19 protein-coding genes are annotated in these 23,825 nt (G+C 73.9%); 11 read left to right on the forward strand and 8 right to left on the reverse strand.

Annotated features, from left to right (window positions below; genetic code table 11):
• Positions 1–139: 139 nt before the first annotated feature.
• Positions 140–1,594, reverse strand: coding sequence for an argininosuccinate synthase (gene argG, locus ACZ6J5_RS32350; RefSeq protein ID WP_469397419.1), 1,455 nt, complete (start codon positions 1,592–1,594; stop codon positions 140–142).
• A 166-nt stretch (positions 1,595–1,760) separates the two neighbouring features.
• Between argG and yddG the strand changes: the two genes are divergently transcribed.
• A complete protein-coding gene (gene yddG / locus ACZ6J5_RS32355) occupies positions 1,761–2,711 on the forward strand; it encodes an aromatic amino acid exporter YddG (protein WP_469397421.1) in 951 nt (316 codons plus the stop codon).
• Positions 2,712–2,783: 72 nt separating this feature from the next.
• On the opposite strand, the gene ACZ6J5_RS32360 is transcribed toward yddG, so the two are convergent.
• On the reverse strand, positions 2,784–4,562 hold the full coding sequence (locus tag ACZ6J5_RS32360) for a B12-binding domain-containing radical SAM protein (protein WP_469397423.1): 1,779 nt from the start codon (positions 4,560–4,562) through the stop codon (positions 2,784–2,786).
• Positions 4,563–4,841: 279 nt separating this feature from the next.
• On the opposite strand from ACZ6J5_RS32360, the gene ACZ6J5_RS32365 reads away from it, so the two are divergent.
• From ACZ6J5_RS32365 to ACZ6J5_RS32380, 4 genes are all read left to right on the forward strand, one after another.
• The gene (locus tag ACZ6J5_RS32365; protein WP_469397425.1) at positions 4,842–5,933 is read left to right on the forward strand and encodes a substrate-binding domain-containing protein; all 1,092 of its coding nucleotides are present in this window, start codon (positions 4,842–4,844) and stop codon (positions 5,931–5,933) included.
• Between the two features lie 31 nt (positions 5,934–5,964).
• A complete protein-coding gene (locus ACZ6J5_RS32370) occupies positions 5,965–6,771 on the forward strand; it encodes an ATP-binding cassette domain-containing protein (RefSeq protein WP_469397427.1) in 807 nt (268 codons plus the stop codon).
• Complete coding sequence (locus tag ACZ6J5_RS32375; protein WP_469397429.1) at positions 6,768–8,036, forward strand: sugar ABC transporter permease; 1,269 nt, start codon at positions 6,768–6,770, stop codon at positions 8,034–8,036. The genes ACZ6J5_RS32370 and ACZ6J5_RS32375 overlap by 4 nt, the downstream gene beginning before the upstream one ends.
• A 68-nt stretch (positions 8,037–8,104) precedes the next feature.
• On the forward strand, positions 8,105–8,701 hold the full coding sequence (locus ACZ6J5_RS32380) for a GNAT family N-acetyltransferase (protein WP_469397430.1): 597 nt from the start codon (positions 8,105–8,107) through the stop codon (positions 8,699–8,701).
• A 72-nt stretch (positions 8,702–8,773) separates the two neighbouring features.
• On the opposite strand, the gene ACZ6J5_RS32385 is transcribed toward ACZ6J5_RS32380, so the two are convergent.
• Positions 8,774–9,988 carry a S8 family peptidase gene (locus tag ACZ6J5_RS32385; protein ID WP_469397432.1) on the reverse strand — a complete coding sequence of 405 codons (1,215 nt, stop codon included), beginning with the start codon at positions 9,986–9,988 and terminating at the stop codon, positions 8,774–8,776.
• A 374-nt stretch (positions 9,989–10,362) separates the two neighbouring features.
• On the opposite strand from ACZ6J5_RS32385, the gene ACZ6J5_RS32390 reads away from it, so the two are divergent.
• Positions 10,363–11,514: a PP2C family protein-serine/threonine phosphatase gene (locus ACZ6J5_RS32390; protein WP_469397433.1), complete on the forward strand. Its 1,152-nt coding sequence runs from the start codon at positions 10,363–10,365 to the stop codon at positions 11,512–11,514.
• An 18-nt stretch (positions 11,515–11,532) separates the two neighbouring features.
• Here ACZ6J5_RS32390 and ACZ6J5_RS32395 read toward each other — a convergent pair whose 3' ends face one another.
• Positions 11,533–12,081, reverse strand: coding sequence for a GNAT family N-acetyltransferase (locus ACZ6J5_RS32395; RefSeq protein WP_469397434.1), 549 nt, complete (start codon positions 12,079–12,081; stop codon positions 11,533–11,535).
• Positions 12,082–12,109: 28 nt separating this feature from the next.
• Complete coding sequence (locus ACZ6J5_RS32400) at positions 12,110–12,454, reverse strand: DUF6083 domain-containing protein (protein ID WP_469397436.1); 345 nt, start codon at positions 12,452–12,454, stop codon at positions 12,110–12,112.
• A 180-nt stretch (positions 12,455–12,634) separates the two neighbouring features.
• Between ACZ6J5_RS32400 and ACZ6J5_RS32405 the strand changes: the two genes are divergently transcribed.
• Positions 12,635–13,006, forward strand: a complete 372-nt coding sequence (locus ACZ6J5_RS32405; RefSeq protein WP_469397438.1) for a hypothetical protein — start codon at positions 12,635–12,637, stop codon at positions 13,004–13,006.
• 81 nt (positions 13,007–13,087) lie between these two features.
• Positions 13,088–13,708 (forward strand): DUF998 domain-containing protein, encoded by a 621-nt coding sequence (locus tag ACZ6J5_RS32410; RefSeq protein WP_469397439.1) that lies wholly within the window; start codon positions 13,088–13,090, stop codon positions 13,706–13,708.
• An 84-nt stretch (positions 13,709–13,792) separates the two neighbouring features.
• Here the strand turns inward: ACZ6J5_RS32410 and ACZ6J5_RS32415 are convergent, their stop codons facing one another.
• The 3 genes from ACZ6J5_RS32415 to ACZ6J5_RS32425 form a co-directional block, all read right to left on the reverse strand.
• The gene (locus tag ACZ6J5_RS32415) at positions 13,793–16,591 is read right to left on the reverse strand and encodes a hypothetical protein (protein WP_469397440.1); all 2,799 of its coding nucleotides are present in this window, start codon (positions 16,589–16,591) and stop codon (positions 13,793–13,795) included.
• A gap of 206 nt (positions 16,592–16,797) precedes the next feature.
• On the reverse strand, positions 16,798–17,643 hold the full coding sequence (locus ACZ6J5_RS32420) for an alkaline phosphatase family protein (RefSeq protein WP_469397442.1): 846 nt from the start codon (positions 17,641–17,643) through the stop codon (positions 16,798–16,800).
• Between the two features lie 164 nt (positions 17,644–17,807).
• The gene (locus tag ACZ6J5_RS32425; RefSeq protein ID WP_469397443.1) at positions 17,808–19,955 is read right to left on the reverse strand and encodes an alpha-galactosidase; all 2,148 of its coding nucleotides are present in this window, start codon (positions 19,953–19,955) and stop codon (positions 17,808–17,810) included.
• Between the two features lie 199 nt (positions 19,956–20,154).
• Here ACZ6J5_RS32425 and ACZ6J5_RS32430 point away from each other — a divergent pair, with 199 nt between their 5' ends.
• The 3 genes from ACZ6J5_RS32430 (at position 20,155) to ACZ6J5_RS32440 (ending at position 23,821) form a co-directional block, all read left to right on the forward strand.
• On the forward strand, positions 20,155–21,345 hold the full coding sequence (locus ACZ6J5_RS32430; protein ID WP_469397445.1) for an ROK family protein: 1,191 nt from the start codon (positions 20,155–20,157) through the stop codon (positions 21,343–21,345).
• 164 nt (positions 21,346–21,509) lie between these two features.
• Complete coding sequence (locus ACZ6J5_RS32435; RefSeq protein WP_469397446.1) at positions 21,510–22,790, forward strand: ABC transporter substrate-binding protein; 1,281 nt, start codon at positions 21,510–21,512, stop codon at positions 22,788–22,790.
• Positions 22,790–23,821: a carbohydrate ABC transporter permease gene (locus tag ACZ6J5_RS32440; protein WP_469397448.1), complete on the forward strand. Its 1,032-nt coding sequence runs from the start codon at positions 22,790–22,792 to the stop codon at positions 23,819–23,821. The genes ACZ6J5_RS32435 and ACZ6J5_RS32440 overlap by 1 nt, the downstream gene beginning before the upstream one ends.
• The last annotated feature ends 4 nt before the right edge of the window (positions 23,822–23,825 follow it).

A 23,825-nucleotide genomic window follows, 5' to 3' on the forward strand; every position in this document is an offset into this window, starting at 1 on the left:
GCCCCCCCCCCGCCCGCCCCCGCCCCGGCCGCCCCCGCCGCCCCGGCCCCCCCCCCCCCCCCCCCCCCCCCCCCCCGGGCGGGGTCCGTCCGGCGGCCGGCCGCCGCACGTCGGGTGGCGGCCGGCGGCCCGTCGGGGGTCAGTCCGTGCCGGACTCCATCGCGGCGGCGTCGAGCAGCTCGTCCTCGGCGGAGACCTCGCCGCGCGAGGCGATCGCCTCGGCGCCGCCCTCGGGCAGCTCGGCCATGGTGCCGATGAGGCCGGTCGCGGCGGCCTGGGCGGCGCCGATCGAGGGGCTGCCGGTGCCGATGAGGCCGAGGCCGGCGTACTGCTCCAGCTTGGCGCGCGAGTCGGCGATGTCCAGGTTCCGCATGGTGAGCTGGCCGATCCGGTCCGTCGGGCCGAAGGCCGAGTCCTCGGTGCGCTCCATGGACAGCTTGTCCGGGTGGTAGCTGAAGGCGGGGCCGGTGGTGTCGAGGATCGAGTAGTCCTCGCCGCGCCGCAGCCGCAGGGTGACCTCGCCGGTGACGGCCGCGCCGACCCAGCGCTGCAGGGACTCCCGGACCATCAGCGCCTGCGGGTCCAGCCACCGGCCCTCGTACATGAGCCGGCCGAGGCGACGGCCCTCGTTGTGGTACTGGGCGAGGGTGTCCTCGTTGTGGATGGCGTTGACGAGACGCTCGTAGGCGGCGTGCAGCAGCGCCATGCCGGGGGCCTCGTAGATGCCGCGGCTCTTGGCCTCGATGATCCGGTTCTCGATCTGGTCCGACATGCCCATGCCGTGCCGGCCGCCGATGGCGTTGGCCTCCATGACCAGGTCGACGGCGGAGCCGAACTCCTTGCCGTTGATGCTGACCGGGCGGCCCTGGTCGAAGCCGATGGTGACGTCCTCGGCGGCGATCTCGACCGAGGGGTCCCAGAAGCGGACGCCCATGATCGGCTCGACGGTCTCGACGCCGGTGTCCAGGTGCTCCAGGGTCTTCGCCTCGTGGGTGGCGCCCCAGATGTTGGCGTCGGTGGAGTACGCCTTCTCGGTGCTGTCCCGGTAGGGGAGGCCGTGGGCGAGCAGCCACTCCGACATCTCCTTGCGGCCGCCGAGCTCGGTCACGAAGTTCGCGTCGAGCCACGGCTTGTAGATCCGCAGGTGCGGGTTGGCCAGCAGGCCGTAGCGGTAGAACCGCTCGATGTCGTTGCCCTTGTACGTCGAGCCGTCGCCCCAGATCTGGACGTCGTCCTCCAGCATCGCCCGGACGAGCAGCGTGCCGGTGACGGCGCGGCCCAGCGGGGTGGTGTTGAAGTAGGCGCGGCCGCCGGAGCGGATGTGGAACGCGCCGCAGGCGAGCGCGGCCAGGCCCTCTTCGACGAGCGCGGCGCGGCAGTCGACCAGGCGCGCGATCTCCGCGCCGTAGGCCTGGGCGCGGCCGGGCACCGAGGCGATGTCGGGCTCGTCGTACTGGCCGATGTCGGCGGTGTAGGTGCAGGGCACGGCGCCCTTGTCGCGCATCCACGCGACGGCGACCGAGGTGTCGAGACCGCCGGAGAAGGCGATGCCGACGCGCTCGCCGACCGGGAGGGAGGTGAGGACCTTAGACATGGCAATATTATGCATCAAGACGCATGGTCATGCAAAGCCCTTTGTCGCCGGTCCTCCGCGGCCCCCCTCCTGTCCGGAAAGCGGGGGTGCGGGTGGTGCGCCCCCGCACGGCTCCCCGATAGTCGTCGACGGGCAGCAGCGCCGGACCCGACGGACTGGGGAGCACGTGGACGCACAGGACGCGCGACAGCAGGTCATCATCGCGGAGCGGGAGCGGCCGGGCGGACCCGCCCCCGGCCAGGCCCGCCGGCTCAGAGCGACCGCCGTCGGCGGCGTGGCCGTACTGCTGTGGGCCTCGCTCGCCCTGTTCACCACGCTCACCGGACGGATCCCGCCGTTCCAGCTCACCGCCATGGCCTTCGCGGTCGGCGGGCTCATCGGCCTCCCGCGCGCCCTGCGCGGCGGCGCCGCCCTCGCGCGCGGGCTGCCCGCCGGGGCCTGGGCGCTCGGGATCGGCGGCCTCTTCGGCTACCACTTCTTCTACTTCCTGGCCCTGCGCAACGCCCCGCCCGTCGACGCCGGCCTCATCGCCTACCTCTGGCCGCTGCTGATCGTCGTCCTCTCGGCGCTGCTGCCGGGGGAGCGGCTGCGCTGGTGGCACGTCGCGGGCGCGCTGCTCGGCCTCGGCGGCACCTTCCTGCTGGTGACCGGCGGGCAGGGCGTGCAGTTCCGGGGCGAGTACCTGCTCGGCTACGTCGCCGCCGCCGTCTGCGCCGTGGTGTGGTCCGTCTATTCGGTCGCCAACCGGCGCTACCCGGGGGTCCCGACGGACGCCGTGGCCTTCTTCTGCCTGGCCACCGCCGTCCTCGCGGCCGTCGCCCACCTGCTCTTCGAGACCACCGTGCGGCCCGAGGGCTGGCAGTGGCTCGCGGTGCTCGCCCTCGGCCTCGGGCCGGTCGGAGGCGCCTTCTACGTGTGGGACCACGGCACCAAGCACGGCGACATCCGGCTCCTGGGCACCGTCTCCTACTTCGCCCCGCTGCTCTCCACCGGGCTCCTGGTGGCGACGGGACGGGCCGCCGCGAGCTGGCCCGTCGCCGTCGCCTGCGTGCTGATCACCGGCGGCGCCATGCTGGCCTCGGCCGAGGCCCTGCGCGCGGCGCGCCGCCGGTCCTGAGGTCCGCCGCGCCGGACCGGCCCGGCGTGTCCGGTCCCGGCACGGCGTCCGCCGTACCGGGACCGGTGCCGGTCAGGCGTCGACCGGCCAGGTGCCCCGGCGGACCATTTCGGTCACCTTCTCGGCGCCGTTGGCCCGGACGAGGAGTTCGAGCCGCATCCGCTCGATGTCCTCCGCGCTCCACTTCTCCGTGGCCATCGTCGCCTTCTCGTGCGACCAGCCGTTGTCGTAGTGCCGTACGACGTAGTCCTTCTGGAAGTCCCACATCTTGGTGCCCGGCAGCGGGGTGACGATGAAGGGGTTGGCGTAGGCCATGCCGTGGCCCATCAGCGTCACCGCGTAGTCGATGGTCTTCTCGATCTGCTCCAGCGACTCCACGTACGGCTCGGCGCCCGGCCGCTCCGGCGGGTTGACGAAGCCGAGCATGAAGCCGCCGGTGACCTGGATGCCGTACTCGGTGAACATCTCCACGATCTCGCCCGTCGCCTGCTGGAAGGCGTTGAGCCGAGGCTTGCCCGACTGCTCCAGGCTGTCCTCGTTGGCGCTCTCCACCGCGAGGTACACGCTGTAGCAGCCGCCGTCCGCCATCGCCCGGATGAGGTCCCGGCAGGTCAGCCCGTCGCGCATCGCGGCCAGCACGTTGCGGAAGTTGGGGTTGCGCCGCTCCGACTCGGCCATCGTCGCGGCGAAGCTCTCGCCCAGGTGCAGCAGCACCAGGTTGAACAGGCTCAGCCCGCCCTCCTCGACCCACGGCAGGTCGTGCTTGCGCAGCAGTTCGAAGACCCGCATCGCGTACAGCGGGTCGTGCAGCAGGTGGTCGTCCTCGATCAGGACCTCCGTCACCCCCTGCTTGGTGATCTCCGCCAGGTGCAGGTCGAACCAGTCGGTGCCGAGCGCCCGCCACGGCCCGTTCACCATCGGGATGTAGCAGAAGTCGCAGCCGACGTTGCAGCCGATCGTCGAGAAGATCTGCGCCCACGAGCCGTGCGTCCGCACCCGCTTGCCCGAGGAGTGGTAGCCCTGCTCGTAGCGGCTCATGTCGAGCAGCCCGAAGTCGGGCAGCGGCATCATCCCGAGCCGCTGGTCGAGCCCCTGCCGCTTCGGCAGGATCCGCATGTACGGGGAGTTGGCCGTGGTCCGCACGATCGCGCCGTCCCCGCGCCGGTACGCGAGACCCGGCACGGCGTCGATGTCGCCGCCCTCCTCGGTCAGCGCCAGGAGGAGGGCCGTGAAGGTCTGGTCCGCCTCGTTGATGACGACGTGGTCGAACGGCGAGTCGGGCACCGAATAGCGCCAGTCGCCGCTCGGGTGCGCCCCGCCGGTGACCGTCACGATCGACGGGTCGATGTCCTTGACCAGGTCGGCGAGGGCTCTGGCGTTGCCCCACTGGACCGTGTAGATGCACTGGACGCCGACCACGTCCGGGTCGTACTCCTCGATGATCGCCCGTAACCGGGCGTCGTCGAGGCCGTAGCGGACCAGACCGCTGCCGCCGCCGAGGTCCACCAGGTGCCGCTCCTGCTCCCAGCCCTCGAAGGGCGAGTCGACGATCTTGACGTCGAAGCCCGAGAGCCGGGCGTTGGTGGCGATGCGCAGCAGGCCGATCGGGGTGCCGGCCCGCTTCATGACCTCGAAGGTGTCGAGGCCGAGGTCCCGGAAGCTGCTCCGCTCCGGGGAGGGCTCCACGACCCGGGTGTAGGAGGGGACGAGCAGCAGGACCCGAGGCTGCTCGCCGTGGGCGCGCCGCCGGGTGCCGGACACCGACGTACGCAAGGAGGGGCGGCCCAGGTGCCGCAGCGGCGCGCGCTGCGGGGCACTGGAGAACGCGATGGAGGGGTTCTCGATGAGCACGGGCGAAGAGGAAACGTTTCGCGACACGAGCGCTCCAGTTGTCCGATACGAAGGGACAATGCGCTCAGATCGTGAACCCCCGGTGTCCGCCCGGGAGGTGCTTTCCCCCATCAATGGCGCGATTTCACGGGCCTGGGGCCCAAGGCGTCCGGATCCGGTGGAAGGCGGCGAATGGTCGCCGTCCCGGCATGGGTCTAGTGTCGACATATAGGCCAGAGGTGCGCCCGCGCCCCCGCGGTCTCGGTGGCGGAATCGCGCGGCGCGCGAAAGGAGCCTCCCATGACCCGTACATTGCGCGCCGCCATCGCCCTGACGGGGACGGCCATCCTCTCCCTGGGCGTGGTGTCGACCAGCGGGGCGCTCCAGCCCGCGACCGCCCCGGCCAAGGCCCAGGAGGTGAGGATCGGCCTGCTCCTCCCCGAGAGCAAGACCACGCGGTACGAGACGTTCGACCGCCCCTACATCGAGCAGAAGATCCAGGAGCTGGCGCCCGGCGCCCACGTGGACTACTACAACGCCGCCGAGAGCGCCACCACCCAGCAGCAGCAGGTCAACACCGCGCTCGCCAAGGGCGACAAGGTGCTGATCCTGGACGCGGTGGACTCCAAGTCGATCCAGTCCTCGGTGCAGAAGGCCCATGACGCAGGTGTGAAGGTCGTCGCCTACGACCGCCTCGCCCAGGGCCCGGTCGACTCCTACGTCTCGTACGACAACCGCGAGGTCGGCAGGCTCCAGGGCCAGGCGCTGCTCGACGCCCTCGGCGCCAAGGCGAAGTCCGGCGAGATCGTGATGCACAACGGCTCGCCGACCGACCCGAACGCCGCCGAGTTCAAGGCCGGCGCGCACTCCGTCCTCGACGGCAAGGTGAAGATCGGCAAGGAGTACGACACGCCCAACTGGGACCCCAACAACGCCAACCAGCAGATGTCCGGGGCCATCGCCGCACTCGGCAAGGACAGGATCGTCGGTGTCTACTCGGCCAACGACGGGCTCGCCGCGGGCATCTCCACCGCCCTGCGGGCGGCGGGTATGAACGTGCCGCTGACCGGCCAGGACGCCCAGCTCGACGCGATCCAGCGGATCCTGCTCGGCACCCAGACCATCACCGTCCAGAAGCCGTACAAGCCCGAGGCCGACATCGCCGCCACGATGGCCGTCGACCTCGCCCAGGGCAAGGCGCTGCCCGCCGGTCTGACCCCCGTCACGGTCACCAGCGGCAGCGGCCAGAAGGTGCCGTCGACGCTGCTCAAGCCGGTCGTGGTCGACAAGGCCAACATCAAGGACACGGTCGTGAAGGACGGCATGTACACGGTCCAGGAGATCTGCACCCCGACCTACGCGGCGGCGTGCAAGCAGGCCGGCCTGATGTAGTCGGAATCGGTCGCGGTCGGAGGCGGTGGACGTGCCGGAAGCACCCGTGCTGACGCTGCGGGGGATCTCCAAGCGGTTCGGCGCGGTCCAGGCCCTCTCGGGCTTCGACCTGGAGGTCCGCCCGGGCGAGGTCGTCGCCCTCGTCGGCGACAACGGCGCCGGCAAGTCCACCGCCGTCAAGACGATCGCCGGGGTCGCCCCGCCCGACGAGGGGGTCATCACCTGGCAGGGGCGGCCGGTCTCGATCGGCCGCCCGCACGACGCCCAGAGCCTCGGGATCGCCACCGTCTACCAGGACCTCGCCCTGTGCGACAACCTCGACGTGGTCGGCAACCTCTTCCTCGGCCGGGAGCCGCGCCGCTTCGGGGTGCTCGACGAGGTCCGCATGGAGCGGCGCGCCCGGGAGCTGCTGGACACCCTCTCCATCCGCATCCCCAGTGTCCGCATCCCCGTCGCCTCCCTCTCGGGCGGGCAGCGCCAGACGGTGGCGATCGCCCGCTCGCTGATCGGCGACCCCAAGGTCGTCATTCTCGACGAGCCGACCGCCGCGCTCGGCGTGGAGCAGACCGCCGAGGTCCTCGACCTGGTCGAGCGGCTGCGCGGCCAGGGCCTCGGCACCCTCCTCATCAGCCACAACATGGTGGACGTGATGGCCGTCGCCGACCGGATCGCGGTGCTCCGGCTCGGCCGCAACAACGGCTTCTTCGACGCGCGCTCGACCACCACCGAGGAGATCGTCGCCGCGATCACCGGAGCCGCCGACAGCGCCGTCACCCGCCGCCAGGCCCGTGTCCGCGAGGAACGGGAAGCGCGCGGTGGGCACGGGGAGGAGCGGTGAGCCGCCCCGGGGACCCCGGCGCCGACCGGACCGCCCCCGACGCGCCGCCCGCCGTCGACAGCCGGCTGATCGTGCGCGAGGAGGGGGTGCGGGGATACGCCGCGGAGTTCCGCCGCAAGCTGCGCGGCGGCGAACTGGGCTCGCTGCCGGTCGTGGTGGCGGTCATCGTCATCTGGACGGTCTTCGGCAGCCTCGACAGCGCGTTCCTGTCCGCGCAGAACCTCTCCGACCTCAGCCAGCAGATCGTCGGTACGGGCATGATCGCGGTCGGCATCGTCTTCGTGCTGCTGCTCGGCGAGATCGACCTGTCCGTCGGCTCGGTGAGCGGACTGTGCGCCGCGATCTTCGCCGTGCTCAACGTCGTCAACGGGATGAACCAGTGGCTGGCGCTGCTGGTGGCGCTCGCCGGGGGAGCGGCGGTCGGCCTGATCCACGGCTTCTTCTTCGCCAAGGTCGGCGTGCCCGCCTTCGTCGTCACCCTGGCCGGCAACCTGGCCTGGAACGGGCTCATGCTCCAAGTGCTGGGCAGCAGCGGCACGGTGAACATCCCCGGCGACAGCGTGGTCTCCGAGCTGTACTCGACGATCTTCCACAGCCCGGCCGCCGCCTACGTGGCCGCGGGCGTCGGCGTCGGGCTCTTCCTGTTCGCCTCGCTGCTCGACGCGCGGCGGCGGCGGGCGGCCCGGGTGCCCTTCCGGCCGGTCGCGGAGATCGCGCTGCGGACGGTGGTGATCGGGGCCCTCGCCTTCGCCGCCGCGTACGTCCTCAACCGCTACCAGGGGCTGCCGCTGGCCCTGCTGGTCTTCCTGGTGGTGCTGGTGGTCCTCGACCTCGTGCTGCGGCGCACCCGGTACGGGCGGCAGGTCTTCGCCGTCGGCGGCAACATCGAGGGGGCCCGGCGGGCGGGCATCAGCGTCCCGTTCGTCCGGATGAGCGTCTTCACGGTCTCCGGTCTGATGGCGGCGGCCGGCGGGCTGTTCCTCGCCGGGCAGATCCAGTCGGCGAGCCAGACCTCCGGCGGCGGCAACCTGCTGATGAACGTCATCGCCGCCGCGGTGATCGGCGGCACCAGCCTGTTCGGCGGCCGGGGTTCGGTCTGGTCGGCGCTGCTCGGCGCGCTGGTGATCGGCTCGATCCAGTCCGGCATGAACATCATGGGCGTCAGCAACGCCGTCCAGTTCATGATCACCGGCTCGGTGCTGCTCGCGGCCGTGGTCGTCGACTCGCTCTCCCGGCGGAGCCAGAAGGCGGCGGGGCGGGCCTGACGGGAGCGGCGCGGGACGCGGCGGGCCCGGCTCCGGCGACCAAGATCATCTCGTGCAGAATGGCCCGTATGACCCTGACGAACACACCCAGGACGGCCACGGTCGACGACGCCGCACTCCTCGGCGGCATCCTCACCCGCGCCTTCGACGACGACCCGATGATGCGCTGGTTCTTCCCGGACGAGGCGACCCGCGCCGCCTCCATGGAGCGCTACTTCACCACGCTCTTCACCCGTCAGTACGTCCGCCACGGAGTCTGCGAGCGCACCGACGCGGCCGTCTCCTTCTGGGTGCCCGCCGAGGCGCAGGACAAGGCGGTGCCGGACGCGGACACCATCGGGGAGCTGAAGGCCATCCTCGGCGACCGGGTCCCGGAGTTCGGCGCCGCCGTCGCGACCGCCGCCGCGCACGCGCCCGAGGAGCCGCACTGGTCCCTGTCGCTCATCGGCGCCGACCCGGCGGCGCAGGGTCAGGGGCACGGGGCGGCCCTGCTGCGCTCGGGCCTGGCGCGGGCGGACGCGGCCGGCGAGCCGGTCTACCTGGAGTCGTCCAAGGCGGCCAACCTCCCGGTCTACGAGCACTTCGGCTTCGCCGTCCGCTCCGAGATCCCGCTGCCCGGCGACGGACCGGTGCTCTGGGGCATGTGGCGCGAGCCGCGCGCGTAGGGCCGCCGGGAACGGGGGTGCCCCGGAGGTCCGGTGGACCTCCGGGGCACCCGGGTGCGGTGCGGCCCCGGGTTACGGGACGAGGCGCAGCAGGCGGTTCGGGGAGCCGGTGCCCGGGCTGGTCACCTTGTTCGGCGTGGACCCGTTGACCAGGGCCGTGGCGACCTGCGCCGGGGTGGCGGAGGGGTGCCCGGCGAGGTAGACGGCGGCGGCGCCGGCGACGTGCGGGGTGGCCATCGAGGTGCCGGAGATGGTGTTGGTGGCCGTGTCGCTGGTGTTCCAGCCCGCGGTGATGGACACCCCGGGGGCGAAGAGGTCGAGCACGGACCCGTAGTTGGACCAGCTCGGCTTGGCGTCCGAGCTGTCGGTGGCGCCGACGGTGATCGCGGCGGGGACCCGGGCGGGGGACGAGTTGGACGCGTTCGCGCCGGAGTTGCCGGCGGCGACCGCGTAGGTGATGCCGTCGGCGATGGAGTTCTTCACCGCGTTGTCGAGGGTGGTGGAGGCGCCGCCGCCGAGCGAGAGGTTGGCGACGGCGGGCGCGCCCGCCGCGTGGTTCGCGGTCACCCAGTCGATGCCCGCGACGACCCCGGCGGTGGTGCCGGAGCCGTTGTTGTCGAGCACCCGGACGGCCACGATCCGCGCCGCCTTCGCCACGCCGTACGTGGTGCCGGCGATGGTGGTGGCGACGTGCGTGCCGTGTCCGTTGCCGTCCTGCGCCACCGAGTCGCCGTCGACCGAGTCGTAGCCGTTCACGGCCCGCCCGGCGATCTCGGTGTGGCTGATCCGGACCCCGGTGTCGATGACGTACGCGGTGACGCCCGCGCCCGCGCTGTCGGGGTAGACGTACGTGCCGTTCAGCGGCAGGTTCGGCTGGTCGATGCGGTCCAGGCCCCAGGGCGCGTTGGTCTGGGTGGCGTCCGCGCGGACGATCTGGTCCTGCTCGACGGAGGCGACGGCCGGGTCGGCGGCGAGCCTGCGGGCGGCGGCGGCGTCGAGCCGCGCGGTGTAGCCGTTGAGCGCGGCGCCGAAGGTCTTGCCGACCGTGCCGCCGTAACCGGCTATCAGCCCGCGGCCCTTGGCGGAGCCGGCCTGGAAGCCGGCGCCCTGCTTGAGGGTGACGATGTAGCTGCCGGGGACCGCGTCGGCCGAACCGGCCGCGAGCACCACGCCCTCGGCCGGGGCGGCCTGGGCGGGGACGGCGGCGAAGGTGCCCAGGAGGGCCGCGGCGGTGGCGACGGAGACGGTCAGGGCGAGCCGGGTCCTGGCGTTCTGGGGAAGTGCCATGGCGAGGGAGTCCTCCTCTTGGCGGCGCGCCCGGGGTGGGCGGCGCGACGGTGGGGGCTGCGTCGGTGCGCGTGCTCCGCCGGGAGCGGGGGTGCGGCGTTCCCGGCGTGTGCAGCAGCCTGACCGTGCCGAGGGCTGTGACTCAAGGGAGTTGGGGGCTTGTCATGCATCCGCCATACCGCCGCAATCGAAGTCGCGATGAACGGGGATCAACCGGACAGCGAAAGAGTGAGGTCCGGCCAATGGCGTGATCCGGAGGGGTGGGGGCGTCGTCGAAGGGGCTGCGCGGGGTGCGGCCGGGGGCATTCCGTGCGTGCCGCGCCGGAAGTCCGGACAAACGGGACATAGCTCAGTGCCTGCGGTATGCCTGTGCCATGGATCCCCACCGGCAGGCCGCCACCGCCCCCCGACCCGGCCGGAGAGGCGGCCGGCTGCTGCTCGCCGTCCCCTTCGCGCTCATCGCGGTGGTCACCGTCGTGGACGTCCTGTCCCCGCCCGACGTGCACCTCGGGCCCTTCCTGATCGCCGCCCCGGCCGTCACCGCCTCCTTCGCGGGCGCCCGGATGACCGCCCTCGTCGGCGCCGTCGCCGTCCTCGCCCAGGCGGTGGTGGCCGGCGCCCGGACCAGCGTCGTCGACCTCAACCACACCTACCAGATCATCGCCCTGGTCCTGATCTCCGTCATCGCCACCTTCTTCGCCCACCTGCGCGAACGCGACGAGGACCGGGTCCGGCGGCTGCGCTCCATCGCCCACGCGGCCCAGAGCGTCGTCCTGCGCCCGCTGCCGCACCGGGCCGGCCCCCTGCACATCGCCTCCGTCTACCTCGCGGCCGAGGAGGAGGCGCAGATGGGCGGCGACCTCTACGCGGCGGCCCGCACCGCCACCGGGACCCGGCTGCTCATCGGGGACGCCCGGGGCAAGGGCCTGGACGCCGTCGGCGAGGCCTCCCTCGTCCTCGGCGCCTTCCGGGTCACCGCCCGCCGCGAACAGGAACTCCCCGACCTCATCGGCCACCTGGAGGCGGGCGTCGGCTCCGACACGCTCGACGACCCCGGCCCCGGCCCGGACGCCGCCGTCCCCGCCGGGACCCCCGCCGACGGCGCCGACGAGGCCTTCGTCACCGCCCTGGTCCTCGACATCCCCGACCGCGAGCCCGTCGTGCGGCTCGTCAACTGCGGGCACCCGCCGCCGCTGCTCCTGCGCGACGGCCGGGTGATCCCCCTCGACACCGCCGCCGCGAGCCCCCCGCTCGGCCTCTCGGACGTCCTCGCACCCGACGTCACCGTGGAGACCTTCCCCTTCGACGTCGGCGACGTGCTGCTCCTGTACACCGACGGGGTCGTCGAGGCCCGCGACAGCTCCCGCGCCTTCTACCCCCTCGTGGAGCGCCTGGAAGGCTGGACCGACGCCGACCCGCCGACCCTGCTCGGCCGGCTGCGCGCCGACCTCCAGGCGTACGCTGGCGGCCACCTCGGGGACGACGCGGCCCTGGTCGCCGTCGAACGGCTCGCCCCGGAGCCGTGACCGGGCGCGCCCCGCCGGTCAGAACTCGGGCAGCGAGGGGTCCGGCGTCCACGGCTCCGGCGCGTGGACCGCCCACCGCTCGTGGTCCCGCCAGGCCCCGCCGATGTACAGGTAACCGGGCGACACGCCCTCGTGCCGGAAGCCGAGCCGCCGCACCAGGGCCAGCGAACGCGCGTTCGTCGGCTGGATGTTGGCCTCCAGCCGGTGCAGCCGCAGCTCCGTGAAGGCGTGCTCCAGCACGAGCGCGATGCCCTCCGTCATGTAGCCGCGCCCCGCCGACGGGGCGAAGGCCGCGTAGCCGAGCGAGGCGCCCTGGTAGCGCCCCCGGATGATCGAGTTGATGTTGACCGTGCCCGCCGCCTCGCCCGTCTCCCGGACCCGGATCAGGAACCCGAGGTTGGAGCCGTCCTCGAAGCGGCGCATCCAGGACGTGAACTCCTCCTCGGAGCCGGGCAGCTGCATCAGCGGCCCGTACAGCTCCTTGCTGGCCCGCACCAGCGCGCAGAACTCGGCCTGGTCGGAGAGGGTGAGCGGGTGGAGTGCGACCCGTGGCGGAAAGTTGACCATGGGCCAAAGGTAGGCGACCGCGTTCCGCTCACGCGCCCCAGCCGTCCACCCGCACGAGCGCCGGGCAGCTCAGCCGGTGCGGGATCCGGCAGCGCGCCCCGCGCCCCGGCTCGTCGAACGCCCCGTTCCAGGCGTACCCGCCCGCGTCCACGTACCAGCGCTGCCCCGCCTCCACCAGATGCGCGGGCACCGGCGCAGCCGGCTCCAGCAGCACGTACGCGCCGTAGTAGGTCGCCCGCCGCTCGCCGCGCCGGCCGCAGTGCGGACAGAGCGGCGGGGCAGGCGGCGGCGGACCGTCGGCGCCGTCGATCCGGGCCTGCGCGCGGTCCATGAACTCCCAGTCACGCGGGTCTGCCGCGTCGCGTTCCCCCATGCCCCGAGGTTCGGGCCCGCCGTCCCGCCACGAAAGGGCGCGAACCGGACACGAGTGGCCGGGGTACGCGGGACACCAGGAGCCCCCTGGCGCCCCATGAGGCGCACAAGCCGCGCGGCCGCCCCACGCGTCACGGCCGGAACCGGAACCGGGCGCCACCCGGCGGCGTCCCTTCCCGACATGAGCGAGCGTCCCGAGAGCCCCGACCGCACCACCGCCGAGAGCGCCGCCGGCTGCCTGCTGGCCGCCACGGGAGCCCTCGCCGGGCTGGTCTACTGGTTCCCCCGCGCCGCCTACTCCCTCGACGGCGGCTTCGAGAGCCACGCCCGCGACCTGTCCGTCCTCTTCGTCGCCCTCCCGCTCATCCTGCTCGGCGCCACCGTACTGCCGCTCGTCGCCTGGACGCTGACGCTCCGCCGGATCCCCGCCGCCCGCCGCCCCTGGCCCGCCGCCCTCGCCGCCCTGCTCGCCCTCGGCCTCTTCCTGTACGGCGCCGAGCTCTGCTGGCAGCCCCGCCAGACCCCGGACCCCGGCTACGGCCCCGGCATCTGACCGCTGCCGTTCGGTCCCACCTGGCGCGCGAGCGCGTGCCGCGCGAGGGGCCGGGCACCGGGCCGTGGTTACCGTGGGCCGATGCGACGAGTTCCCCGGTGGGCCCTGATCTCCTCCGGGTGCGCCCCGGTCCTGCTGATCGGCGGCTGGACGGTCGCGGGCCTGCTCCAAGGACCCGGCTACGACCCCGTCACCCAGACCATCAGCGTCCTCGCCGCCTACGGGGCGCCCGGCGCCTGGGTGATGACCGGCGGGTTCTTCGGGCTCGGGATCTGCCACCTGTTCACCGCCTGGGGGCTGCGGGCCGCGGCCCTCGCCGGACGGCTCGCGCTGGCCGCCGGCGGGGTGGCCGCCCTGGTCGTCGCGTTCGTCCCGACGCCCAGCAGCGGCGGATCGCTGCGCCACGGCTCGGTCGCCGCCGCCGGCTTCGCCTTCCTCGCGGTCTGGCCGCTGCTCGCCGCCGTACGCGGCGGACCGGCCCCCTGGGGGCTGCGCCCGCTGCCCGCCGCCGGCGTCACTGTCCTCATGGGGCTCGGGGCCGGCTGGTTCCTCGTCGACCTGGGGCGGGACGGCGCCGCCGGTGTCGCCGAACGCCTCGTCACCTGCGTCCAGTCCGTCTGGCCGCTGGTGGTCGTGGTCTCCTGCCTGCTGCACGCGAAGGGCGGGCACCGGCCCCCGAAGGGTTCGGTGCCCGCCCCGTGATCACGTGCGCCGGGATCCGGTCAGGACACGCCGCCCGGCGCCCTCGGGCACCGCGCGGCGTCGGATCCGCCGCTCCGCGTCAGCTCACCGCGCGTCCCGCACGGTGCCCGTGACCTCCGGGCCCTCGATGGGCTCCCAGTTCTCGTCGTACGTCGTCAGCCGGCCCCGCAGGGACTCGGCCGGCTCGGCCAGCGCGTCCTTGACGGTGGGCACCCGCACCTCGGCCGAGGTCGTGCCGGCCGGGACGTACACCCCGAGGTACAGGCCGCTGCCCTCCATCGCCCGCGACAGCGCCACGGGCGGGTTCGGCACCTGGCCGAGCTGCTCCTGGAGCCAGACCGGGTCGACGTCGGCCGTGTCCAGCTCGGCGCCCTCGGTGACCGGCTCCAGGACGATCGCGCCCATGATGTCCGCGTCGGCCACCTCCGAGAGCGTCAGCCGCCAGGTCAGCGCCTCGCCCTCGACGACGTCGGCGGCCACCGGCGTCAGCGTCACCTTCGGCATCGGGTCGTCGTTCTTCGCGGTCACGCCGCCTCGGTGGGCGCCGACCACGGTGCCGCGCACCGCCTTCACGAAGGCGTCCTGCCCCTCGTCGTAGCCGAACCGGGTGTTGCCCTTGACCTGCACCGCGATGTCGATGTCATGGCGTCCGGGCCGGACCGTCACCAGGCGCGAGTCGATCTGGTCGCTGCCCGGCTTCGGCACGAAGAGCCGGACCTGGCCGCTGCCCTTGCCGGAGACCCGCACCGGGATCTTGTACGTACGGACGCCCGAGTCGCCTTCCTTGACCGTCAGCCGGCCGATGTCGACGCGGGTGAGCGCCGCCGGACGGACCGCCGGGGTGCCGGGGCGCCAGCCCGAGGCGTCCATCAGCACCGCGCGGCCGTCACGGCTGCGCGGAATCAGCTCCAGCGCCGCGACCCGCTTCAGGTCGAGGCGGGCCCGGGTCGCGGCTGTCAGCGGCACGCGGACCTCGCGCGCCCAGGAGGAGGCGGTCCGGGGGCTGCCCGGCATCCCGTCGACCTTGGCGCGGCCGAGCACCGCGCGCTTGCCCGCCGCGTCGGTCACGGCCACGTCCAGCTCGGTGCCGGCGCTGTTCGGCGGCACGATCAGACGCAGCGCCACGGACTCCGAACCGGCCAGCGACACCGGGCGCTTGTTCCGCACCGCGACGGGCGTGCCCGGGCGGCCCCACTTCAGCGCCACGGCGTCACGGCCGGGCTCGGGGGTGGCCTCCCAGTATGCGAAGTGCGGCGAGCCGCCCTCCTCGGGCGGCAGGCAGGAGCGGGCCGGGTCCGGGTCGACCCCGTTGCACAGGCGGCCGCCCGCGCCGGAGACCGTCACCGAGGAGCCCGGCACGAAGGCGGGGGTGCGCGCCGCGCCGACGGCGTGGGTGACGACCCGCGCCGGGTCGGCGGACGGGGCGCGCCGGCCGGTGCCGTCGAGCAGCGGGCGGACCTTGTCGTCGCCGCCGACGAACAGGCGCGCCGCCGCCGCGATGTAGGTGGCGCCCGCGGTCTGCTGCTGCGCCGCGGTCAGACGCGTGCGGGTGCCGGGGGAGCAGAGCGGGTCGATGCCGTCCTCGGACGAGAAGTCGTCGTGGGCGGGCGCCTGGGCCTGGCCCGGGGTCCACTCGCTGTTGAAGTAGTTGTGGTTCGCGCCGACCATGTAGACGGAGCTGTGCAGCGCCGCGCCCTGGCTGACGCCCCGGGTGCCGTCCACGTAGATCTGGCCCTGGAGGTCGGACACGTCGCCGTCGCAGCCGGGCAGGATCGTCGTGGAGGGAACGTCGGGGGCCGGGTTCTGGCCGAAGATCGTGGGCCCGATCAGGACGTTGCCGCGGATCTTCCACCGTACGGCGCCGCGGTAGCCGTCCTGGTCGGCCGGGGCCGGGTACAGGCTGTCCATGGCGGCCCGGTTGACGCCCTCGCCGCCGCGCGAGTGGCCGACGAGCAGGACCCGGGAGAGGTCGGCGGTCGCGGTCGCGCGGACGGCGGCCGGCGCGGAGGCGCGGTTCGCGGCCCACCCGGCCCAGCGGGCGAGGTGCTGGCGCACGAGCGAGGAGCGGGCCTGCGCGCCGCCGTCCTCGGCCTGCCAGTCCTGGCCGTTGATGCCGTTGGCGGAGAGGGAGACCGTCACGTAGCCCTGGGAGGCCAGCAGCTTCTGGGCCTTCAGATAGCCCCGGTGGCTCGGGATCGGCTTGGTGCCCGGGTCGCACGGCCACGCGCCGGTCATGTCCTCGGTGCCGGGCTTGTAGCAGGTGGCGTGCCGCCCGTGCAGGAAGACGGCGACCGGGCGCTTGCCCGGGGCGTTCGTCGGGCCGACGACGACCGCCTGCATCTCGACGGGCTGCGGGAAGCCGGGCAGCTTGACCGAGCGGAGCGTGTACTCGCCGTCGGTGGTGCGGTAGGGGCCGGGCTTGCCCGGGTCCACCGCGTTCGCCGGCTGCTGGGCCGCCGGGCGGGCGGCCTGGGCGGAGGGGCGCCGGTGCGCCGAGGGGGCGGGCGCGGCGGCGTCGAGCCGCCGCCCGCCCGCCGTCACCCGCAGGTCGTCGGTCTCGCCGACGCGCACGCCGTCGAGCGGCAACCGGAAGGTCCGGCCGTCCCGTTGGGCCTCCGGCAGGCCGAGCAGCCGGTCCCCGGAGCGGAACTCGACCCGGGCGTCGCCCATGCGGACGGGCTCGGACGAGGTCCACACCAGGTGGCGGTCGGTGCCGGAGCCGGATATCCGCCATCCCTCGGGGAGGCCGGCATCGCCGGCCCGGCTCCCCGGGGACGCCGACGGCGATCCCGGTATCGGCTGCGCGTACGCCGGCAGCGGCGACGCAGCCGCTATGGCGAGCAATGCCACGGCGGTGGTCACGCCGCGTGTGACACGTATCAAAGCGGTCTTCCTCACGATCGGTCTCGTGAGGGCACCCCGCGGTGTCCCCGGTCCCCCGGGCGTCCCCCGCCCCTGGTGCCCCCCTCGTCACGGGAGGACGAGGGGAGACACCTGTGGGTTGCCTCAAGACGGCGTCAAAAACCGGCCAGGTTAAGGGAAAACCTTGCGCCAGTACGTGGACGCGAGGGGAGCGGACCGTCGTCGCCTCAGACGCGGAAGGCCCGGCCGTCCAGGGTCCAGTGCGGATCCGGCGCGATGCCGAGCGCCGTGTACGCGTGCGCGGCGACGTCCGCGTGGTGCAGCGGCCCGGCCGGCACCGCCCCGGCGGGCAGCCCCGGCCCGCAGGCCGCGATCCAGGCGGTGCGCTCCGGCGCGCTGCGCCCGCCGTGCCCGCCCTCGTCCCGGTGCCCGTGGTCGGTCACCACGATGACGGTCCACGCCTCGCCCGCGCGCTCGCGCCGGCCCCGTACGGCGTCGAGGACGCGGCCGATGCGCCGGTCGGCGGCCTCCACCGAGGCCCGGTACTCCGCGCCGCAGCCCGTGAAGTGGGCGGTCTCGTCGACGGCGCCGAAGTACACGAACCCGGCGTGCAACTCCTCGTCCAGGCCCAGCAGGTGCTCGGCCTCCGCCGCCACCCGCTCGTCGGCCTCCTCCCACGCGGCGGGGGTGTCGGCGGCCGGCGCCACGTACCCGAGCCGGGTGGGCGCGACGAAGAGCGGGCCGCCCTGCCGGGCGAGGAAGAGCGGCTCCCAGGCGCCGACCGCGAAGGTGCGACGTCCGCACTCGGCGGCGAGGCGGGTGGTGAAGTCGGGGAAGAGGTCGAGCCGGTGGCCGTCGAGGCGGTTGCCCCAGACGCCGTGCTTGGCCACGCCGACGCCGGTGACGATCGTCGTCCAGCACGGGCCGGACATCGTCGGGGTGTCGGCGTCCACCTCGACGGGCGCGAGGAAGCCCGCGCGGGCGATGCCGTCGAGGTGCGGGGTGCGCAGCTCCGGGAGCAGGTCGAGGCGGACGCCGTCGACGCCGATCACCAGGACGCGGGAGGTCTCCATCGTTCGTTTCCAAGGGTGTCAGGGGCGGGAGAGGTGGGCGGGGGTGCGGGAGAGATGGGAGGGGTAAGAGGGATGGGAGGGAAGGGAGCAGTGGGAGGGAAGGGAGCAGTGGGAGGGAAGGGAGGAGTGGGAGGTGGACGTGCTCGGGCGAGCGCCGCCGGGGGTCAGGTCCGGTCCACCCGGCGCAGCCGGATCAGCCGGCTCGCGTGGTCGCCGTCCGGGAGGCGCGGGTCGAGGCCCCGGTGGACCAGGACCGCCCCGCTGTGGACCTGGTCCGTCTCCGGGTCCAGGTACTGCCCGGCGGGATCGAGCGCGGGCAGCCGCAGGGGCGGGGCGCCGTGGCCGAAACGGGCCGTCGGACGCCAGACGACGACCAGGTGCTCTGTGCCGTCCGGCGAGGCGTAATGGACCCCGCCGACCGGTCCCGCCGGGTCGAGGCGGTGCTGCGTCCCGTGCTGGACGAGCGGGCGGACGCTCTTGTAGAGGGCGACGAGCCCGGCCGCCTCGGCCAGTTCCTCCGCCGGCCACTCGGTGAGGTTCCCGCCGATCCCCAGCGCCCCGGTCATGGCGACGTGGAAGCGGAAGCGCAGCGGGACGCGGCGGCCGGTGGTGGGGTTGGGGCTGTCGGTGACCCACGCGGCCATGGTCTGCGCCGGGTAGAGCTGGCTGAAGCCGTGCTGGATGCCGATCCGGTCGACCGCGTCGGTGTTGTCGGACACCCAGGCCTGGTCCGTACGGGCCAGGATGCCGAGGTCCACCCGGCCGCCGCCGCCCGCGCACGCCTCGATCCGCAGCCCGGGGTGCGCGGCCCGCAGCCGGTCCATGACCGAGTAGACGGCCCGGGTGTGGTCGGTCCAGGGACGGTCCGGATCGGGGTGGCCGGCCCACCCCGCCTCGGTGAAGGGGCGGTTGGCATCCCACTTGAGCCAGTCGACGCGGTGCTCGCGCACCAGCCCGTCCAGGGTCCGCCAGGCCCACTCCGCCACCTCGGGGCGGGCGAAGTCCAGCACCAGCTGGTGGCGCAGCTCGGTGGCGTCGAGCCCGGGGGAGTGGAGCACCCAGTCGGGGTGGGCGCGGTGGAGCGCGCTGTCGCGGTTCACCATCTCCGGCTCCACCCAGAGCCCGAACTCCATGCCGAGCCGGTGCACCTCGTCGGCGAGCGGGCGCAGGCCCTCGGGGAAGGCGCCGGGGCGCGGGGTCCAGTCGCCGAGCCCGGCCCGGTCGTCGGCGCGTGCCCCGAACCAGCCGTCGTCGAGGACGAACAGCTCCGCCCCCAGCTCCGCGGCCAGCCGGGCCAGCCGGAGCTGTCCGGCCTGGTCGACGCCGAAGCCCGTGGCCTCCCAGGAGTTGTAGAGCACCGGCCGGTCCCGGTCCGGCTCCGGCAGCACGTGCCGCCGGACGTACGCGTGCCAGCCCCGGCTGGCCGCGCCGAAGCCGTCCGGGGTGTAGAGGCCCGCGTACACGGGGGTGCGCAGGGTCTCGCCGGGGCGCAGGATCCGGCTCAGCCCCTCGTGGCCCTGGCCGCCGGTCCAGGTGGTGCGGCCGACCGGGTCGCGGTGGACGGTGACGCGCCAGCTGCCGCTCCAGGCGAGGGCGGTGCTCCACACCTCGCCCGACTCCTCGCGGGCGGTGCCGTCGTCGAGCGCCAGCCAGGGCTGGGCGTGGTGGCCGGTGAGCCCCCGGCGGCTGGTGAGGACGGTCTCGGCGACCGGCAGCCGGTCGGCGCGGAGCTGGAACTCGCTGTTCCAGCCGCCGACCAGGTGGCTGAGCCGGTAGTCGGACAGCGGGGGCGCGGTCCAGGAGGCGGAGTCGAGCCGCTCGACGGTGACGGGCGGCTCCGGGCCGTCGGCGGGCGCGGTGTGGGTGAGCTCGGTCCAGCGCTCGACGACGTCGGTGCCGGGGCGGACCCGGTAGCAGAGCTCGGTGCGCAGCGGGCGGCGCCGGTCGTCCAGCCGCAGCCGCAGCTCGCCGCCGTCGGCGGTGGCCCCGGCGAAGGTCCACTGGACGCCCCGGGTGCCGTCCGCGAAGCGGACCCGGAGACCGGCCGGGCCGAAGCGGGCGCCGCTCTCCGGCGCGAGCTCGTCGGGGGCGGCCTCGGACTCGAAGCTGCTGGCGGCGGGCGAGGCGGCGGCGGGCAGCGCGGCGAGGGCGGCGTCGTCCAGCGGGGGCCCCCAGTACAGGTGGCGCGGGCTGCCGTCGGGGCCGACGCGCAGCGCGTACCGGGTGTGCGGGGTGCGCAGGACCGCGAGGCCGAGCGCGGCGTCGAAGGTGACGGGCGCGTCGAAGATGACGGGCGGGAGCGAGTCGAGCACGGGTGAGTCCCCTGACGTGCGGAGAGGTACGGGGGCGGGCGCGGGTCCGACCCGGCCGCGAGGCCGGCCGCGCAGGGTCAACGCGCCATGGCAGCGGGCCCTTTGGCGATCGGGGCACGGAGGCGGCCACGAGCGTAGGGCGGGCCCTGACGGGAAATCAATACTGGAAGAAGTTATTTATTTGCTCTACGTTTCACCCGTGTTTCGACATCAATCCCGGCCTCTGGTCAGCGCACCCGCCGAAACCGCGGTCCTCGCCCTCCTGTTGGCGGAGGGGCCGCTCAGCAGGGTGGAGCTGGCCCGGCGCACCGGGCTCTCCTCCACGGCCGTCACCAAGGCGGCCCGGCCGCTCATAGACGACGGCTATCTGTACGAGCTGCCGCCCGAGCGCACCGCGCCCGGTGCGGGCCGCCCCGTCAACCCGCTCGCGGTCGCCCCCGACCGGGAGTTCTTCATCGGCGTGAAGGTCAGCCCCGACCACCTCTTCGGCGCCGTCTGCGACCTGCGGGCCGGCATCCGCGTCACCGCGCGCCTGCCGCTCGCCGACCGCGAACCCCACACCGTCGCCGCCGTGTTCGCCGCTCTCGTGGACGAACTCCTCGACCAGGAGCCCGACTTCCGCGACCGCACCCGGCACGTCGGGGTCGCCGTCTCCGGCGACGTCGACCGCGACAGCGGAGTGGTCCGCCACTCCGGCATCCTCGGCTGGAGCGACGTGCCGCTCGGCACCCTGCTCACCGGCGCCACCGGCCTGGCCGTCACCGTCGAGAACGACGTACGGGCCCTGACCGTCGCCGAGCACTGGTTCGGCGAGGGCATCGGCACCGGCTACTTCGCCCTGGTCACCATCGGCGCGGGCATCGGCTCCGCCCTCGTCGTCAACGGCGAGCTGCTGCGCGGCGCCTACGGGGTCTCCGGCGAGGTCGGCCACATCTGCGTCGACCAGACCGGACCCCGCTGCCGCTGCGGCGCGCACGGCTGCGTCGAGGCGATCGCCTCCACCGAGGCGATCCTGCGCACGGTCCGCGAGGCAACCGGCCGCCCCGGGCTGAGCTTCGAGCAGGTCGTCGAGCTGGCCCGGGAGGACGACCCGGCCGCCCGCGAGGCCTTCTCGCGGGCCGGGCGCGCCATCGGCGTCGGCATCGCCACCCTGGTCAACCTGGTCGGTCCGGAACGGGTGGTGGTCAGCGGCGAGGGACTCGCGGCCTACGACCTGTTCGGCCGCCACATCATGGACGCGTTCGCCGCCCACGCCTTCGGCGCGGCCGCCCGCTGTCCGCTGCTGCTCCGCCCGCTCCCCTGGGAGGAGTGGTCGCGCGGCGCCGCCGCCGTCGCCATCCAGGCCCTGTTCCCGCAGTACGCGGCCACCGCCGCGACCGGCTCCGGCTGACCCGCCGGACCTCCACCTCGCTCCGCGTGCGGCCCATACCGTCGCGCGCGGACGACCCGTACGACTGCCCGGCCGGCGCCCTCCACCGCCGGCAAGCACTGTCGAAGGCATCCGGCCAGGCAGCAGCACACCCGCCCCGCCCCACCCTCACCGAAGGATGCGACATGAGCGCACGCAGAGCCGAGCTTAGCCGACGGGGATTCCTCACGGGATCGCTGCTGGTCGCCGCCGGCACCGTCCTGACCAGTGCCTGCGGCACCGACCCCCTCGGCGGTTCCGGCTCCGGCGCGAAGACCACCCTCAACGTCTGGTACCACGCCTACGGCGAGGCCGGCGCCCAGCAGGCCGCGCTCCGCTACTCCACCGCCTTCACCAAGGCCCACCCGGACATCGCCGTCAAGGTCACCTGGGTCCCCGGAGACTACGCGAGCAAGCTCAACGCGACGCTCCTGACCGACGCCGCCCCCGACGTCTTCGAACTCGGCGAGGCGGGCGAGGTGCTGGCCCGGCGCGGCCAGATCGCCGGGCTGGACGACGTCTACGGCAGCGCCAGGAGCGACTTCAACACCAACGCGATCGCCTCCGTCACCGTCGACGGCAAGCTGTACGGCGTCAAGATGGTCGACGACGTCATGATGCTCTACTACCGCAAGAGCGCCCTGTCCAAGGCCGGCGTCACCCCGCCCACCGACTTCGACGGCCTGGTCGCCGCCGCGAAGACCCTGACCACTGCCAAGACCAAGGGCCTCTTCGTCGGCAACGACGGCATCGGCGACTCCGCGATCCTCGCCGTCTGGTCCAACGGCGGCGAACTCGTCTCCGCTGACGGCAAGGTGGGCTTCGGCTCCGCCCCGGCGCTGGAGGCGCTCAAGGGCCTCAGGCGCCTGCACGAGGACAAGTCGCTGCTCCTCGGCTTCACCACCGACTGGTGGGACCCGGCCGCCCTCATCCAGGGCGTCGCACCCATGCAGTGGTCCGGCCTGTGGGCCATGCCCGCCGTCGCGTCCGCGCTCGGCGACGACTTCGGCGTACTGCCCTGGCCGGCCTTCAAGCCCGGCGGCACCCCCGCCGTCCGCGTCGGCGGCTGGACCAGCTGCGTCAACGCCAAGAGCCGCAACGCCGAGGCGGCGAAGAAGTTCGTCCAGTGGCTCTGGGTCCAGCAGAGCGCGCTGCAGCAGGACTTCGCCGAGAGCTACGGACTGCACATCCCGCCCCGCCGGAGCCTCGCCGCCACCGCGCGCAAGCTCTCCGAGGGCCCCGCCAAGGAGACCGCCGTCCTCGCCGACCGCTACGGCAAGAGCAACCCCGGCACCTGGGACACCGCCGTCAGCAGCACCTTCAACGCCGCCGCTGCCAAGATCGCCTCGGGCGACGGGGACCCGGGCGCGGTGCTCGCCGAGGCGGTCCGCAAGGCGCAGGGCGAGATAGACAAGCAGCGCGGCTGATGGAACCCGCACCGGAACTGACCCTTCCGACCGCCTCCGCCGCCCGTGCGCCCCGCGCGCCCCGGGCGGCGGGCGGGCGGCCCGGCGGGCCCGGGCACGACGGCCGGCGCGGGCACCTCGGCCGCCGCCGGCCCGGCCGCCGGTCCGGGTGGCTCGCCTTCGCCCTGCTGACCGCGCCCGTGCTCGTCGGCCTCGCGGTCTTCAAGTACATCGCGATCGGCTGGAGCCTCCTGCTCAGCCTCAGCGACGCCCGAGGCACCATCGCGCTGGGCAGCTGGGTCGGGCTCGACAACTACCGCACCCTCCTGGCCGACCAGTCCTTCCGCGCCTCCCTGGGCCAGATCCTGGTCTTCACCGCCTTCATCGTCCCCGTCACCTTCGCCGCCTCCCTCGGACTCGCCCTGCTCGTCCACCGGGTGCGGCGCGGCCGGGCCCTGGTCCGCACCGCCTTCCTCATCCCGACGGCGGTCTCCTACGTGGCCGCCTCGCTGCTGTGGAAGATGAGCCTCTTCAACGGCCTGCCCGCGGGCATCGCCAACACCATCGGCGGCTGGTTCGGCGCCGACCCGGTGCCCTGGCTGCAGACCACCTCGCCCCCGCTGTACTGGATCGTCCTGGTCACCCTGCGGCTCTGGCTCCAGGTCGGCTTCTACATGGTGCTCTTCCTGGCCGGCCTCCAGGCCATCCCCCGGGAGGTCCACGAGGCCGCCGCGCTCGACGGCGCCACCGGCCTCCGCCTGCTCCGCACCGTGACCCTGCCGATGCTCCGCAACACCTCCGTCGCCGTCCTCATGCTGCTGTTCATCGCCGCGTTCCAGGCCTTCGACGAGTTCTACAACCTCTTCAACAGCGGCCTGTCCGGCACCGGCACCGCCCCCGTCCAGACCCCGCTGGTCCACCTCTACAACACCGCCATGGGCAGCCAGAACTACGGCCTCGGCTCCGCCGGAGCCTTCGTGCTCACCGCACTCATCGTCGGAGTGACCCTGCTCCAGGGCCGGTTCACGGGTTTCGGCAAGAGCGAAGGATGAGCCA

This window comes from Streptomyces sp. NPDC042100 (assembly GCF_055582325.1).

What these genes read in the sequence shown, in the direction of transcription:
- ACZ6J5_RS32390 (WP_469397433.1), top strand. Translation starts at nt 10,363, where the DNA reads ATGGATCCCCACCGGCAGGCCGCCACCGCCCCCCGACCCGGCCGGAGA.
- ACZ6J5_RS32365 (WP_469397425.1), top strand. Translation starts at nt 4,842, where the DNA reads ATGACCCGTACATTGCGCGCCGCCATCGCCCTGACGGGGACGGCCATC.
- ACZ6J5_RS32440 (WP_469397448.1), top strand. Translation starts at nt 22,790, where the DNA reads ATGGAACCCGCACCGGAACTGACCCTTCCGACCGCCTCCGCCGCCCGT.
- ACZ6J5_RS32420 (WP_469397442.1), bottom strand. Translation starts at nt 17,643, where the DNA reads ATGGAGACCTCCCGCGTCCTGGTGATCGGCGTCGACGGCGTCCGCCTC.
- argG (WP_469397419.1), bottom strand. Translation starts at nt 1,594, where the DNA reads ATGTCTAAGGTCCTCACCTCCCTCCCGGTCGGCGAGCGCGTCGGCATC.
- ACZ6J5_RS32400 (WP_469397436.1), bottom strand. Translation starts at nt 12,454, where the DNA reads ATGGGGGAACGCGACGCGGCAGACCCGCGTGACTGGGAGTTCATGGAC.
- ACZ6J5_RS32385 (WP_469397432.1), bottom strand. Translation starts at nt 9,988, where the DNA reads ATGGCACTTCCCCAGAACGCCAGGACCCGGCTCGCCCTGACCGTCTCC.
- ACZ6J5_RS32410 (WP_469397439.1), top strand. Translation starts at nt 13,088, where the DNA reads ATGCGACGAGTTCCCCGGTGGGCCCTGATCTCCTCCGGGTGCGCCCCG.
- ACZ6J5_RS32380 (WP_469397430.1), top strand. Translation starts at nt 8,105, where the DNA reads ATGACCCTGACGAACACACCCAGGACGGCCACGGTCGACGACGCCGCA.
- ACZ6J5_RS32395 (WP_469397434.1), bottom strand. Translation starts at nt 12,081, where the DNA reads ATGGTCAACTTTCCGCCACGGGTCGCACTCCACCCGCTCACCCTCTCC.
- ACZ6J5_RS32435 (WP_469397446.1), top strand. Translation starts at nt 21,510, where the DNA reads ATGAGCGCACGCAGAGCCGAGCTTAGCCGACGGGGATTCCTCACGGGA.
- ACZ6J5_RS32405 (WP_469397438.1), top strand. Translation starts at nt 12,635, where the DNA reads ATGAGCGAGCGTCCCGAGAGCCCCGACCGCACCACCGCCGAGAGCGCC.